The sequence below is a fragment of the Burkholderia sp. ABCPW 111 genome, from assembly GCF_000773065.1.
Lineage (GTDB): Bacteria > Pseudomonadota > Gammaproteobacteria > Burkholderiales > Burkholderiaceae > Burkholderia > Burkholderia savannae.
Window position 1 is genome coordinate 1 of the sequence record NZ_JPWT01000054.1, and the last position, 13,682, is coordinate 13,682.

The window sequence follows — 13,682 nt, forward strand, 5'->3', positions numbered from 1 at the left end:
GCCCGTCACCGACGAGAAATCGCCGCCCGATTCGCGGATCACGGGCGCCGATTCGCCGGTGATCGCCGATTCGTCGACCGACGCGACGCCTTCGATCACCTCGCCGTCCGCCGGAATCGCGTCGCCCGCCTCGACGAGCACGACGTCGCCGCGGCGCAGGTCGCTCGCGGTCATGATGCGGATCGGCGATTTCGGGTGCGGCCCCTCGAGCTTCTTCGCCATCACGTCGTGCCGCGCGGCGCGCAACGATGCCGCCTGCGCCTTCGAGCGCCCTTCGGCGAGCGCCTCGGCGAAGTTCGCGAACAGCACGGTGAACCACAGCCACAGCGCGACCGCGAGAATGAAGCCCGCGGGCGCCTCGGCGTCGCCGCGCAGCGCGGCGATCCACAGGACCGTCGTCAGGATGCTGCCGACGTACACGCAGAACATCACCGGGTTGCGCAACTGCGTGCGCGGCGCGAGCTTGCGCAACGAATCGACCAAAGCCGGCCGGACGATGGCCGGATCGAACATCGAGCGCGCCGCGAGGCGCGCGTGCCCGAGGTTGTCGGGGCGATGTTGCGATGCTTGGTTATCCTGAATCATGTCTACCTCGCCATGAACGACGTCAATGACCGGCGATCATCATCAGATGCTCGACGACCGGGCCGAGCGCGAGCGCCGGCACATAGGTCAGCGCGCCGACGAGCAGCACCGTGCCGAGCAGCAGCACGACGAACAGCGGACCGTGCGTCGGCAGCGTGCCGGCCGTCACCGCGATGCGCTTCTTGCCCGCGAGCGAGCCCGCGATCGCGAGCACCGGAATGATCGTGCCGAGGCGGCCGAACCACATCGCGATCGCGAGCGTCACGTTGTAGAACGGCGTGTTGACCGAGAGGCCCGCGAACGCGCTGCCGTTGTTGTTCGCGGCCGAGCTGTACGCGTAGAGAATCTCCGAGAAGCCGTGCGGGCCCGGATTCGCGACGCCCGCCACGCCGGCCGCCGACAGCACGGCGACCGACGCGCCGACGAGCACGAGGAGCGGCGTCAGCAGAACGGCAATCGACACCATCTTCATCTCGTACGATTCGATCTTCTTGCCGACGTACTCCGGCGTTCGTCCGATCATCAGCCCGGCGACGAACACCGCCAGCAACGCGAAGACGAGCATTCCATAGAGTCCGGAACCCACCCCGCCGAAGATCACTTCGCCGAGTTGGATCAACATCAGCGGGACGAATCCGCCCAGCGGCGTCAACGAATCGTGCATGTTGTTCACCGCGCCGCACGACGCCGCCGTCGTGGCGACGGTGAAGATGCCCGACTGCGCGATGCCGAATCGGGTTTCCTTGCCTTCCATGTTGCCGCCGTCCTGAACGGGCGACGCGCGCTGATCGACGTTCAGCGTCGTGAAGACGGGATTGCCGGCCTGCTCCGCGGATATTTCGCCCCAGCACGCAACGGCGAACGCGATCGTCATCGCCGCGAGAATCGCATGGCCCTGCCGGCGGTCGCCCACCATACGGCCGAACACGACGCACAACGCGGCGGGGATGATCAGTATCGCGATCATCTGCGTGAAATTGGCGACGGGCGTGGGATTCTCGTAAGGATGCGCGGAGTTTGCATTGAAGAATCCGCCGCCGTTCGTGCCGAGCATCTTGATCGCTTCCTGCGATGCGACGGGCCCCATCGCGATCGTCTGCTTGTCGGCCTTGAAGTCCGCCATCACCGCATTGCCCTTCGCGTCCTTGACCGGATTGCCTTGCGCGTCCGTCTTGGGCGCCTGGTAGTGCGTGACCTGCAACGTCGGCACGTCGACATACGACGAGAAGTTCTGGATCGCGCCCTGGCTCACGAGCGCGACGGCGACGACGAGCGCGGCCGGCATGAGGATATAGAGCGTGATGCGCGTGAAGTCGACCCAGAAGTTGCCGATCGTCTTCGACGTATGGCGCGCGAAGCCTCGGATCAATGCGACCACGACGGCAATGCCCGTGGCCGCCGAAAAGAAATTCTGCACCGTCAGCGCGGCCATCTGCGTCAGATAGCTGACGGTCTGCTCCGGCGTGTAGTCCTGCCAGTTGGTGTTCGTGACGAAGCTCACCGCGGTGTTGAACGCGGCGTCCGGCGTCATCGGGCCGAATGCTTGCGGATTGCCCGGCAGCCATTGCTGGATGCGCAACACGCCGTACACGACGACGACGCCGAGCGCGTTGAACGCGACGACGGCCATCGCGTATTGCCGCCACGACATCTCCGCGGCGGAATCGACGCCGGCTAGCCTGTACAGCGCGGTCTCGACCGGTCGCCCTACGCGGAGCACGATCGCCGACTTGCCGTCGAGCACATTCGCCATGTATCGCCCGAGCGGAATCGCCAGCGCGATCAATAAGACGATAAAAATGCCCGTCTGGATCGAATTGTTCAGGTTCATTCGAGATCCTCCGCGCGCAGAAGCGCATAGAGGAGATAGACGAACAAGACGGCCGTCGCGGCGCCCGCGAGCCACATCATCCAGGCACTCATGAGCGGCCTCCCGACGTGCGGCGCAGTTTGTCGCAACCGGCGATCATCGCGGCGATCAAGCCGCCGAATACGCCGATGGCGATGAGGTAAAGGAGATACATGGTCGCGCCTCCAAGCGGAAACCCGCTAAACCCAGCGTATGAGAGCCACGGTAAACTTCCCGAAAAACCGAAGCGCGGGACTATAAAAGTTGCGTAAACAGAAACGGCGGAGGCGTCGGGTGAGAGAAAGCGAATGCGCGCCATCGCATCGGAGCGTCGAGCAACTTCGAGCGGCTCGATGCGAAATGAATAGAACCCCTGATCACTTCGGCGCAGCACGCCTGCGTCGGCGTCCCGCGCTCGGACGTAGCTTAGTCACGCGTTTTTACAGACAATTGACGTGAGTCAACTCTGTGACCAACGCCGAAATTTTGCATCGCCGCGTCGAACGCGGTTCGACTTCGTTTCGTTTTCTGTTCGAACTTCAATACGCCGGCAGACGTATCGATGAGGTCGCCTCGGAGGCGTTCGGCGTTCGGCGTTCGGCATTCGGCATTCGGCGTTCAGCGTTCGGCGTTCGGCGTTGGACCACCACGAATCTCGCCATGCATAGCCGTTCACGTTTCGGAGCTCAATCAAGAATGGATAGCGAGAATTCGCGATCTTTCGACGGGACGCCTGAGCGCTAGCGCTCCCGCGCTCAAGTCGTGAATGCGTGAGTGCATGAATGCATGAATGCGCATTCACCCGCGCCTGACTGCAGGTGACGGAAAGCGGCATCCGCAAGGCGTGCGGATTCGCAAGAGGCACGCCATCGCCTCTCTTCAACCGTGAACGCACACCGTCGGCGAAGCCGCGACCGCGTGCGGACCACGATGATTCGTCCGGATGCGATGCGCCGCGTGTCGGTGAGGCGCGCCGGCGCGAACGTGGCGGCGCCGCGGCGACGGCCGAGCGCGCGCGCCTGCATCGCGCTCTCGACATTCCGCCGCCCCGCGCTACGCGCGGAACACGCATCGACAAGCGCGCCGACCCATCCTCCTTTACGACCTTTTTACTTGTCACCGGATCGCGGCTCAATAAAATATCAACCGTAATCCAACCGAGAGCCGGCGACATGACCATCCGATGTCCTCGTCCCCCAAGTTGCATCGCTACCTGACAGGCAGGACGCAAGCTCTTTTCCTCGAGCCATCGTCCTGCCGAAAGGCGGGCGGTGCGCGCCGCTAGCTACCCTTCCCGAGTGTCCTTCGGCCCGCAGGAATGGCCCGGCTGCCGCAACTCCGGCGGCAGCGCGCCATGCGGGGCTGCGTTCGCTCGCGGAAACCGCAACGCGCGCACGATGCCCGCGTTCCGAGGCGCGGCACGTCGCCATCGAGCTGATATCTGGCAATGGCCTTCCGACGGCGTCGACGCGCCCGGGCCGAATCCCGAGAGCCGGGACGGGCCGACCGTCGACACGACGCGGCTCCTGCTCTTCGCCCGCCCCTTCGGACTTCGCATCGTTTTGCGCGTGGCGAACGATGCGATACGCATGTGCGCCATGCGTGTTGAAGAAAGGATTGCTGATGAACGAGTTCCATGGAAATTCGGCGCCGGCGAGCATGCCGCGGCTGAGCGCGCATGAAATGGCGGCGCTGATGCTGCTCGAACATGCGCCCGTCGAAATCGAGCGGGGAACGCTCGACATGACGATGCTCCGCGACGCAGGGCTGGCGGAACTGATCGATCGGGAAAAGGGCGCGCCCAAGTTCTCGATCACGCGGAAAGGAAAAGTCCTGCTGCGCATCCTGAGCGAATTGATCCCGCGGGAGAGCGTCGGGCGGCCGAGCCGGCGATCCTGATTTCGAGCGCGCGTCGCCGAACGCGTGAGAGGCAACATGTGCATCGCCGCAACACGCGCCGGACGGCTCGAGCGATTTTGATTCACGGGCATGCCCGCTCGCATGCATTGCATTCGACGAATCTGGAGCATCGACATGTTTGAAATCAACAAGAACTACACGCGCGAATTCATCCACACGGCCTGCGGCGGCAGCAAGCAGGCGTTTTTGCCCACGAAGAACGGCAAGGTCGTCGCCGCCTGCCTGCGGACGGATCTCAATCCGCAAGCGCCCGATGTCATTATCTGCGACGGCAGCGCTTCGGCAAGAGCCGCCGGCAGGACGCTCGCCAATCAGGGCGGCGCCATTCCCGTGTTCATCAAGATGGAGACGGACGCGTTTCGTTTCATCGGCCTGTTTGCCGTCAGCGAATCGTTGACCGCACCGCTCGACTGCACGCCTTTTGTGCGCAACAGCGGGTTCACGACTGGTCAGGTTTCGCGCGTCCTGAAGATGAAACGTTGCGAATAGGCGCGAGTGAAGGCGGCGCGGACGAGCGTTCGGCGCCCGGCCGCCACGCGATTCCCGGTGAGCGGCTCGGGCGCTTGCGCCCCGCGCGGCGTTTCCGTCGTCGCGCTGGCGCGCGATCGCCTGCGACACGAACGCTGGGGCTTTCGCCGCACTGATCGGCACGCCTGCGAATGCGTTCTTCGCGCAACGCGCATGTCCGCGCTGCGCGCGCGATCAGCAAACTCCGGCCGGGGGCTCGCAACACAATGGCGACGTCGACGTGCGAAACGATTCGAGGCCGCAGGAAACACATCGGAAACGAACCGGAAACGATCGACCGCGAATTCGGGAAGACCGTCCTTCGCGAACGAGCAACGAGCCTCTATCGCGAATCGCTCGCTCTCCGCGGCGGTTCCTCGGCTCGCGCATCGCGCCGCGAAGCCACCGAGCACGAGCGCGACGATTCCCGTCGCGCGCCGCACGGGATGAGAACCTCGCATCGATCTCCCGGCGGCGGCCCATGATGTGCCGCCTATCGCCCAGGGCGTGGCCCCTTCCGCGCGAACTCGGCGACGATCGGGCCATAATCCTCGAGCGGCGGAAACGTCGCGAAACCGTGCATCGCGCCGGTCCTCGCCCAAGGCAGCGCCTCGCTGGTATAGGTCTCGACGTAAGGGGTGAACCATCCGAAATCGTCGAGCATCGACGGGCGAACGTTGACGAATCCCATGCTGGGTTCGAGCTCGGTGAACACCCAGCTCTTGCACCAGTCACAATGCCGGTGACGGATCTGCTCGCCGTGCAGGCCGCCGACAACCGGCTCGCCTTCAGTCACGCGAAAACCCTGCGTGGGAATCGCCATCGACAGCGAGAAGGCGCTTGCGCTCATCTTCTGGCAACCGGTGCAGTGACACGCCATCGTCAGCAGCGGCGGTGCGGTGATCTCGAAGCGCAGCCTTGCGCAGCGGCATCCGCCCGTCCAGGGCAATTTCCAGTCTTCCATTGCGCTCTCTTCGTTGGTGGACAATCGAGGATGGGCCATCCTATTACGGATCGGGAAAGGCGATCAACGCGCATCGCGCATCGCGCATGCCGAAGCCGAAGCCGCAGCCGATGCCGATGCCGAAGCCGGTGCCGATGCCGGTGCGTCGCGGCTTCGCCGACGAAACCGCCGGCGTGAGCGCATGCGTTTCGTGTTCGGCGTGACGGTGCCGGTCGAAAACCCGCTTTCGAGCGCGGCGCGGATCGAACAAGCCGCGCAGATTCGCTCCGTTCGACGGCGAAATCGCGCGGCACGGCGAGCGCCGCCATATCGCATCGTCGCATTGTCGAAGGGCGCGCATCGGATATCGCTTCGGACATCGCTCGCACCAGCACGAACTTCCGGCTGCCGCCGATAGCGGCTTGAAGAAACCTCTCGATCGATGCGACCGCGAGCACACGATTCGGCGCTCGATCGGCGGCGACGCGAGGCGGCTCCACGTCACCGCCTCGTCGACATCGCCGCGGCGACAATTGCCTTACGCCGCGAGCGCAAACGCGGCCGCCACCGCGAACGGAGCGATTACGCGGCGGGGGCGAACCGGTTCTCGCGATCACGTCGATCGTTTGTCCCGATGCACCGCCGAGCGCGCGGACCTATCATGAAATCGGTGCTCCGCCGATCCCCAGGGAGGCGATCATGACGACGCGCTCCGACTCCGTCCGAATCCGAACCGCATGGCGCGGCGCGGTGTTGTCCGCGTGCGCGGCCGCGCTCGCCGCATGCACGATCACGCTGCCGCCGCCGCACGGCGCAGTCGTCGTGCCGAGCGTGCCGTCGATGAGCGCCACCGAATACCGTGCGGCCGTCGCCGAGCGCATCGCCAATCGCAATTCGGATCGCATCCTGCGCGGCACGCCCCAGGCGATGCTGCGCTCGCTCGTGGTCGTCGCGTTCACCGTCGATCGCAACGGGCAGCTCGTGAAATCGGCCGTCTATCGCAGCAACGGCGACGACGAAGCGGAAGGCATCGCGCTCGCGTCGCTGCGCCGCGCCGCGCCGCTGCCGCCGCCGCCCGCGAAGATGCTCGACGGGCGCGGCCAGGTCGAATTGATGGAAAGCTGGCTCTTCAACGACAACGGCCAGTTCCAGTTGCGCACGAAAGCGGCGCCGCAAGCGCAGACGCTCAACTGAACCGGACGCGGGCGCGAACCGCCGTTCCCGTCCGCCCGCGCGCCGCCGCACGCGGCGCGACGGCTCGCGCCCGCGTCGCTATAATTTCCCGCACCCCGTTCGGCCGCAAGGCCCGCTAGCGCGTCGCGCCTATCCGGCAAGCCGCGCCACGCATCGACGACACGCGGGCACGCAAAGGCCCGCATGGGCATGGCGTGCGCCGTCGCACGGCCGCGCGCGAACCGCCGGCATGCGCCGCCCGCTTCGCGTCGCACCCGACTCTCGATTCGAATCAAGGAGCGACGGCCGCCGCTCGCGCGCGACGAGCGATGCGCGAGCCGCCGGGCGTCGTACCGCCACAACCGGAGACCCGCATGTCGGATACCCGTCTTTCCGCTTCCGCCGCCGCGCCGCGCGCAGCCGGCACGACGAGCCATCGGCGCATCGTGTTCGCGAGCTTCATCGGCACGGCGATCGAGTTCTACGACTTCTACGTATACGCGACGGCCGCCGCGCTCGTGATCGGTCCCGTGTTCTTCCCGCACGGCTCGGCGACCGCGCAGGCGCTGTCCGCGTTCGTCACGTTCGGCATCGCGTTCATCGCGCGGCCGATCGGCTCGTTCCTGTTCGGCCACTTCGGCGACCGGATCGGCCGCAAATCGACGCTCGTCGCGTCGCTGCTCGTGATGGGCGTGTCGACGACGGCGATCGGCCTCGTGCCCGGCTACGACGCGATCGGCGCGCTCGCGCCGGTGCTGCTCTGCGTGCTGCGCTTCGGCCAGGGCATCGGCCTCGGCGGCGAATGGGGCGGCGCCGCGCTCCTCGCGACCGAGCACGCGCCTGCCGGCAAGCGCGGCTGGTTCGGGATGTTCCCGCAGCTCGGCCCGTCGATCGGCTTTCTCGCATCGAACGGCCTCTTCTTCGCGCTCGCGCTCACGCTGTCCGACGAGCAGTTCCGCTCGTGGGGCTGGCGCATTCCGTTTCTCGTGAGCGCGGCGCTCGTCGCGGTCGGCCTGTACGTGCGCCTGAAGATCGCCGAGACGCCCGCATTCCAGGCCGCGCTCGACCGGCACGAGCGCGTGCGCGTGCCGATCGCCGCGCTCGTCGCGCACCACTGGCGGCCGACGCTGCTCGGCGCGCTCGCGATGGTCGTCTGCTACACGCTCTTTTACATCTCGACGGTGTTCTCGCTGTCGTACGGCGTCGCGACGCTGCATTTCTCGCGCCAGAGCTTTCTCGGCCTGCTGTGCTTCGCGGTGCTGTTCATGGCGCTCGCGACGCCGCTCGCCGCCGCGGCCGCCGACCGCTTCGGCCGCAAGCCTGTGCTGATCGCGGGCTCGATCGCCGCGCTGCTGTCGGGCTTCACGATGGCGCCCCTTCTCGGCAGCGGCTCGACGGCGCTCGTCGCGCTGTTCCTGACGATCGAGCTGTTCTTGATGGGAGTGACGTTCGCGCCGATGGGCGCACTGCTGCCGGAACTGTTTCCGACCAACGTCCGCTACACGGGCGCGGGCGTCGCGTACAACCTGGGCGGCATCCTCGGCGCGTCGATCGCGCCGTACATCGCGCAGCTGCTCGCCGCGCGCGGCGGGCTCGCGTGGGTAGGCGGCTACGTGTCGGTCGCGGCGGCGATCAGCCTCGTCGGCGTGCTGCTGATGCGCGAGACGCGCGACGCAAAGCTGACCTGAACGCGCGAGCGACGGGCGGGCCGCGCGATCCGGATCGTGCCCCCGCCCGCATCGAACGAGCGGCGGCCGGCCGCGTTTTCGTTACGCGTCGCCGTGCCTATACTCGATGGACGAACGCCTGCCGCGCAGCGCGGCGAGCGCGACGCATTCGGCATCAGCCGACAGGAGCCGCCGCGATGGACCTCATCCGCCTGCAGAACTCCGATCTCGTGTTGATTCTCGCGCTGTCGCTCGGCGGCGCGCTGCTGCTTGCCGCGCACTTCAGGCCGAAAAGCTGGCTCGGCATCGCGCTCGAAGCGCTCGCCGCGAACCTCGCGGCCATTGCGGCCGTGATCGCGTTCGAATTACTGATGTCTTGAGCGCGCCGCGCCCGGCGAACGGGCCGCGCATGCCCGCGCACGCCTACATCGCGGCGACGCGCCGCGGCTCCTCCATCGTGCCCGCCGGATAGACGCGCTCGACCGCGCCGAGCACGTCGTCGACGCTCGGCGTGGAGCCTTCGTCCCCGATCGACAGCGACTGTGGCGCGCCGCCCACGCCCAGATGCTGGCGCGACGTCGCGCGAAAGATCATGACGGTCGGCTTCTCGAGCGCGTGCGACATGTGAACGAAGCCGGTATCGACGCCAACGACGAGCGTCGCGCGATCGATCTTGCGCGCGACGTCCGTGAGCGTCAGCTTGGGCAGCACGACGGCGCCCGGCGCGTGCGCGGCGATCCGCTGCGCCTCCTCGCGCTCGTGCTCGCCACCCCACGGCAGCAGCACGTGCAGCCCGCGGGCGAGCATCTCGCGCGCGAGCGCGCCCCAGTGATCGGCCGGCCAGCGCTTGTCGTCGTTCGACGTCGCGTGAAAGAACAGCGCATACGGCCCGGCCGGCTCCGCGTGCGCCGCGAGCGGCGCCGTATGCGGCTCGCGCGACTCCGGCGGCACTTCGAGCAGGTAATCGGCGCGGCCCTGCGGCTCGTAGCCGAGCGCCTCGCCGGCGCTCACGCGCATGCCGTGCCACGCATCGCAAGCGGGGCGCGGGCCGAAGCGCCCGTTGTACGCGAACATCGCGCCGAGCTCGCCGAGATCCTGATTCCGGTAGCCGTAGCGCCGGCGCGCGCGCGCGAGAAACGAAATGATCGCGCTTTTGTAGACTCCGTGAAGGTCGATCACCGCATCGTAACGGTATGCGCGCAGCTCGCCGATCGAAGCCGCGATCACCTGCAGGTCCGCGCGGCTGCGCGCCTTCTTGAAACGCCGCAGCGGCGCGCACAGCACGCGGCTCACGCCGGTGCTCCAGCGCACGACGTCGGCGCACGATTCGTCGACGGCCCAATCCACCTGCACGCCCGGAAACGCGCGATGGATGTCCGCGACGACGGGCAGCGTCTGCACGACATCGCCGAGCGATGTCACCTTCACAATGAGAATACGTTTCATTTGTATGTGGATGTCTCCAGCTTGTTAGTTTGGCATTCTAATTAGATCGAATCGCAGAAGACAAAAATTACAATCAAATTACGATCACTCGACGTCGTCGCGGCCATGCATTGCGCTCCTTATAATTTCGTTTTTGCTCGCATCACTGCCCATGCAACGCCCTCGCCTGATTCCAACTCTCACGCGCCGCACGCAGCGGATCTGGCGCCAGTACGGCGTGTTCTGGCTCGGCGCGATCGCGGTGGGCCTGATGGCCGTCATGTATGCGCGGCTCATCGATTGGGGCTACGATGCGTTCCGCACGCTCGAGCGCGGCCGCCCGTGGCTGCCGTTCCTGCTGACGCCCGCCGTCGCCGCGCTGTCCGTCTGGCTCACGCGCCGCTTCTTTCGCGGCGCGGAAGGCAGCGGGATTCCTCAGGTGATCGCCACGCTGCACGCACAGCCTAGCGCGTTCGGCTCGCGGTTGCTAACGCTGCGCATCCTGTTCGGCAAGATCCTGATCTCGTGGCTCGGCATCGTCGGCGGCTTCACGATCGGCCGCGAAGGGCCGACCGTGCAGATCGGCGCATCGCTGATGTTCAACCTGCGCCGCTTCTACCCGCGCTCGAACGCGCTGATCGAACGGCAGCTCGTGCTCGCGGGCGCGGCGGCGGGCCTGTCCGCGGCGTTCAACACGCCGCTCGCGGGAATCGTGTTCGCAATCGAGGAGTTGAGCCGCAGCTTCTCGGCGCGCGCGAGCGGCGTGCTCATCACCGCGATCATCATCGCCGGCGTGATCGCGCTCGGCATGAACGGCAACTACACGTACTTCGGCACGATCGACATCGGCCTGCAATTTCCGAAAATGCTCGCGCCCGCCGTGCTGCTCACGGCGCTCGTCACGGGCGTCGCAGGCGGCCTGTTCGGCTGGCTGCTGCTCAACACCGGCCGCTGGCTGCCCGCGCGGCTGCTGACGCTCTACCGCGAGCGTCCGATCGTGTTCGCGGCGGCGTGCGGCGTCGCGATCGCCGCCGTCGGCGTCGCATCCGGCGGCACGACGTTCGGCAGCGGCTACGCGCAGGCGCGCGGGCTCCTCGACGGCCGCGAACAACTGCCCGTCCTGTATCCGTTGCTCAAAATGGCTTCGATGGTCGCGTCGTATCTGCCCGGGATTCCGGGCGGGATCTTCGCGCCGTCGCTGTCGATCGGCGCGGGCTTCGGCAATCTGCTGCACTACGTGTTCAGCGGGATGCATCTGCCGATGCTGATCGCCCTCGCGATGGTCGGCTATCTCGCGGCCGTCACGCAATCGCCGATCACGTCGTTCGTGATCGTGATGGAGATGATCAACGGCCACGCGCTCGTGATCTCGCTGATGGCGACCGCGCTGATCGCGAGCCGCGTGTCGCGCCTGTTCGTGCCGCCCCTCTACGAAACGCTCGCCGAGCGCTATCTGAAGCCGCCGCAGCCGAAGCACGCGGCGGCCGCGCCCGCCGCCGCCGCTCCCGCGCACACCGGCATCACGGCGCTCAAGATGCCCGAAGACGCCGAGTCGGCGCCCGCCGATCCGCTCGATACGCTGCGCGACGACGGCACGCCGGCCGCCGACGCGAACGATACGACGATGGAAAAGCTCGGCGGCGCGAATGCCGCGACGCACGCCGCCGATGCGGCGAGCGAGGCCGACGCCTCGCGTGCGGCCCCGCTCGCGCAAGCGGACTCGGCTTCGGCGCTCGACGCAGACGGCGAGCCGACGGCGCGCGCCGACGCCTCCCCGCCGCAGTCGAACGGCGCACCGCATCGCGAGCCGCCGCATCGCCCGGCTCAATAGATCACGACGGGCGCCGGCCGGTAGTACACCGGCCGCGCCGGCACGATGACGCAGCCGGCCAGCGTCAGCGCGACGAGCGCAAGCGCGAACAAGGTTCGTTTCATCGCCCGGCCCTCCTCAAGCCCAGTGGCCGCGAATCCAGACCCAGCCCGGCCCGCGCTGCGCCCAGTGGCCCGGCTCCCAGTGCAGGCCGACGCGCTCGGCTTCCCAATGCCCGGCGATCCACACGTAGCGGCCGTGATCCCAGCGCCAGTGGCCGCGATCCCACACATAGCCGACACGCGGCTCGGGCACGACCTCGTAGCGCACGGGCGGCGGCGCGCTCGGCGCAACGACGACGACTTCCGCGGCGGCCGGCTCGACGACGACGCCGGGCGCCGCCTGCGCAACGATGATCTCGTCGGCGCTCGCGGCGAGCGGCGCGGCGAGCGCGCAAAGGCCCGCGCCCGCGACGACGAACGGCAGCGCGACACGATGAAGAGAGAAAGACATCCTTGCCTCCGAGAATGTGATTGAATACGCGACGAGAGCGTACCCATTCAATGCTCGGGAAGGCGTAACGGCGGACAGGCGCTGCGTTACGGGAGGCCCGAAAGTGCAACGAGAAGTAAGGCCGCGCGCGGCGGCGACGCACCGCGCGCGATGAGGCGGGAAATGCGTCAGGCTTGCGGAATCTCGATCTTCACTTCGAGCACTTCCAGATCGTCCTGGCGCTCGAGGCTCACGCGGATGTCATCGTTCGAAATCTTCACGTACTTCGAAATGACCGCGACGAGCTCCTTTTGCAGCGCAGGCAGATAATCGGCGGGCGGGCGGCCGCCCACGCGTTCGTGCGCGATGATGAGCTGCAAGCGCTCCTTCGCGACGGCCGCGGACTTCTTCTTTTCACCGAGCAGAAACGACAGAATCGACATGACGCGCCTCCGTTACTTGGAGCCGAAGAGGCGCTGCAGCAGGCCCGGCTTCTGATAGTCGGTGAAACGCAGCGGTTTGTCCTCGCCGAGGAAGCGCGCGACGATGTCCTTGTAGGCTTCCGCGACGTCGGTGCCGTCGAGGTGGACGGCGGGCAGGCCCTGGTTCGACGCGTGCAGCACTGCTTCGGACTCCGGCACGACGCCGATCAGCTTGATGCGCAGGATCTCGCTGATGTCGTCGAGCGACAGCATCTCGCCTTCGGTCACGCGTTTCGGGTTGTAGCGGGTGATGAGCAGGTGCTCCCGGATCGGATCTTTGCCTTCCGTCGCGCGCTTCGTCTTCGACGACAGGATGCCGAGGATGCGGTCCGAGTCGCGCACCGACGACACTTCCGGGTTCGTCACGACGAGCGCCTCGTCCGCGAAGTACATCGCATGCAGCGCGCCCGACTCGATGCCCGCGGGCGAATCACAGATGATGAATTCGAAATCCATCGCGATCAGGTCGTTGATGACCTTCTCGACGCCCTCGCGCGTCAGCGCTTCCTTGTCGCGCGTCTGCGACGCGGGCAGGATGTGCAGGTTCTCGCACTTCTTGTCCTTGATGAGCGCCTGGTTCAGGTTCGCTTCGCCCTGGATCACGTTGACGAGATCGTAGACGACGCGGCGCTCGCAGCCCATGATGAGGTCGAGATTGCGCAGACCGACGTCGAAATCGATCACGGCCGTCTTGTGACCGCGCAGCGCGAGACCGGAAGCGAAGCTCGCGCTCGTCGTCGTCTTGCCCACGCCGCCCTTGCCCGAAGTCACCACGATGATTTTTGCCATTTACCTACCCTGTGTTCGTCAATGAGGACCGACCGACCCG

Annotated in this window: 16 protein-coding genes; 7 read left to right on the forward strand and 9 right to left on the reverse strand. The window is 66.8% G+C overall.

Annotation, left to right across the window (positions count from 1 at the left end):
- The 4 genes from X946_RS08090 to X946_RS35430 all read right to left on the reverse strand — a co-directional run.
- On the reverse strand, window positions 1-585 hold a 585-nt coding region (locus tag X946_RS08090), incomplete at its 3' end, for a P-type ATPase (RefSeq protein WP_038745674.1).
- Window positions 586-607: 22 nt separating this feature from the next.
- Complete coding sequence (gene kdpA, locus X946_RS08095) at window positions 608-2,416, reverse strand: potassium-transporting ATPase subunit KdpA (RefSeq protein WP_038745676.1); 1,809 nt, start codon at window positions 2,414-2,416, stop codon at window positions 608-610.
- On the reverse strand, window positions 2,413-2,508 hold the full coding sequence (kdpF, locus tag X946_RS08100; protein WP_038745678.1) for a K(+)-transporting ATPase subunit F: 96 nt from the start codon (window positions 2,506-2,508) through the stop codon (window positions 2,413-2,415). The genes kdpA and kdpF overlap by 4 nt, the downstream gene beginning before the upstream one ends.
- Window positions 2,505-2,828 (reverse strand): hypothetical protein, encoded by a 324-nt coding sequence (locus X946_RS35430; RefSeq protein ID WP_152611652.1) that lies wholly within the window; start codon window positions 2,826-2,828, stop codon window positions 2,505-2,507. The genes kdpF and X946_RS35430 overlap by 4 nt, the downstream gene beginning before the upstream one ends.
- A gap of 1,229 nt (window positions 2,829-4,057) precedes the next feature.
- Here X946_RS35430 and X946_RS08105 point away from each other — a divergent pair.
- Window positions 4,058-4,333 carry a hypothetical protein gene (locus tag X946_RS08105; RefSeq protein ID WP_038745822.1) on the forward strand — a complete coding sequence of 92 codons (276 nt, stop codon included), beginning with the start codon at window positions 4,058-4,060 and terminating at the stop codon, window positions 4,331-4,333.
- Window positions 4,334-4,468: 135 nt separating this feature from the next.
- Window positions 4,469-4,843, forward strand: coding sequence for a hypothetical protein (locus X946_RS08110; protein WP_038745680.1), 375 nt, complete (start codon window positions 4,469-4,471; stop codon window positions 4,841-4,843).
- 511 nt (window positions 4,844-5,354) lie between these two features.
- Here X946_RS08110 and X946_RS08115 read toward each other — a convergent pair.
- Window positions 5,355-5,825, reverse strand: coding sequence for a GFA family protein (locus tag X946_RS08115; RefSeq protein WP_038745682.1), 471 nt, complete (start codon window positions 5,823-5,825; stop codon window positions 5,355-5,357).
- Between the two features lie 13 nt (window positions 5,826-5,838).
- Here X946_RS08115 and X946_RS33455 point away from each other — a divergent pair, with 13 nt between their 5' ends.
- The 4 genes from X946_RS33455 (at window position 5,839) to X946_RS08135 (ending at window position 9,024) form a co-directional block, all read left to right on the forward strand.
- Window positions 5,839-6,222 (forward strand): hypothetical protein, encoded by a 384-nt coding sequence (locus X946_RS33455; protein WP_152611653.1) that lies wholly within the window; start codon window positions 5,839-5,841, stop codon window positions 6,220-6,222.
- Window positions 6,223-6,503: 281 nt separating this feature from the next.
- Window positions 6,504-6,998 (forward strand): TonB family protein, encoded by a 495-nt coding sequence (locus tag X946_RS08125; RefSeq protein WP_038745686.1) that lies wholly within the window; start codon window positions 6,504-6,506, stop codon window positions 6,996-6,998.
- A gap of 353 nt (window positions 6,999-7,351) precedes the next feature.
- A complete protein-coding gene (locus tag X946_RS08130) occupies window positions 7,352-8,665 on the forward strand; it encodes an MFS transporter (RefSeq protein ID WP_038745824.1) in 1,314 nt (437 codons plus the stop codon).
- 176 nt (window positions 8,666-8,841) lie between these two features.
- Window positions 8,842-9,024 (forward strand): hypothetical protein, encoded by a 183-nt coding sequence (locus tag X946_RS08135; protein WP_038745688.1) that lies wholly within the window; start codon window positions 8,842-8,844, stop codon window positions 9,022-9,024.
- 43 nt (window positions 9,025-9,067) lie between these two features.
- On the opposite strand, the gene waaC is transcribed toward X946_RS08135, so the two are convergent.
- Window positions 9,068-10,090 (reverse strand): lipopolysaccharide heptosyltransferase I, encoded by a 1,023-nt coding sequence (waaC, locus tag X946_RS08140; RefSeq protein WP_038745690.1) that lies wholly within the window; start codon window positions 10,088-10,090, stop codon window positions 9,068-9,070.
- Window positions 10,091-10,241: 151 nt separating this feature from the next.
- Between waaC and X946_RS08145 the strand changes: the two genes are divergently transcribed.
- Window positions 10,242-11,900: a chloride channel protein gene (locus X946_RS08145; RefSeq protein WP_038745692.1), complete on the forward strand. Its 1,659-nt coding sequence runs from the start codon at window positions 10,242-10,244 to the stop codon at window positions 11,898-11,900.
- 117 nt (window positions 11,901-12,017) lie between these two features.
- Here X946_RS08145 and X946_RS08155 read toward each other — a convergent pair whose 3' ends face one another.
- From X946_RS08155 to minD, 3 genes are all read right to left on the reverse strand, one after another.
- Entirely contained in the window at window positions 12,018-12,392 is a 375-nt protein-coding gene (locus X946_RS08155; protein ID WP_038745696.1) for a YXWGXW repeat-containing protein, read from the reverse strand.
- Window positions 12,393-12,559: 167 nt separating this feature from the next.
- Window positions 12,560-12,814, reverse strand: coding sequence for a cell division topological specificity factor MinE (minE, locus tag X946_RS08160; RefSeq protein WP_004186076.1), 255 nt, complete (start codon window positions 12,812-12,814; stop codon window positions 12,560-12,562).
- Between the two features lie 12 nt (window positions 12,815-12,826).
- Entirely contained in the window at window positions 12,827-13,642 is an 816-nt protein-coding gene (gene minD / locus X946_RS08165) for a septum site-determining protein MinD (RefSeq protein WP_038745698.1), read from the reverse strand.
- Between the last annotated feature and the right edge of the window lie 40 nt (window positions 13,643-13,682).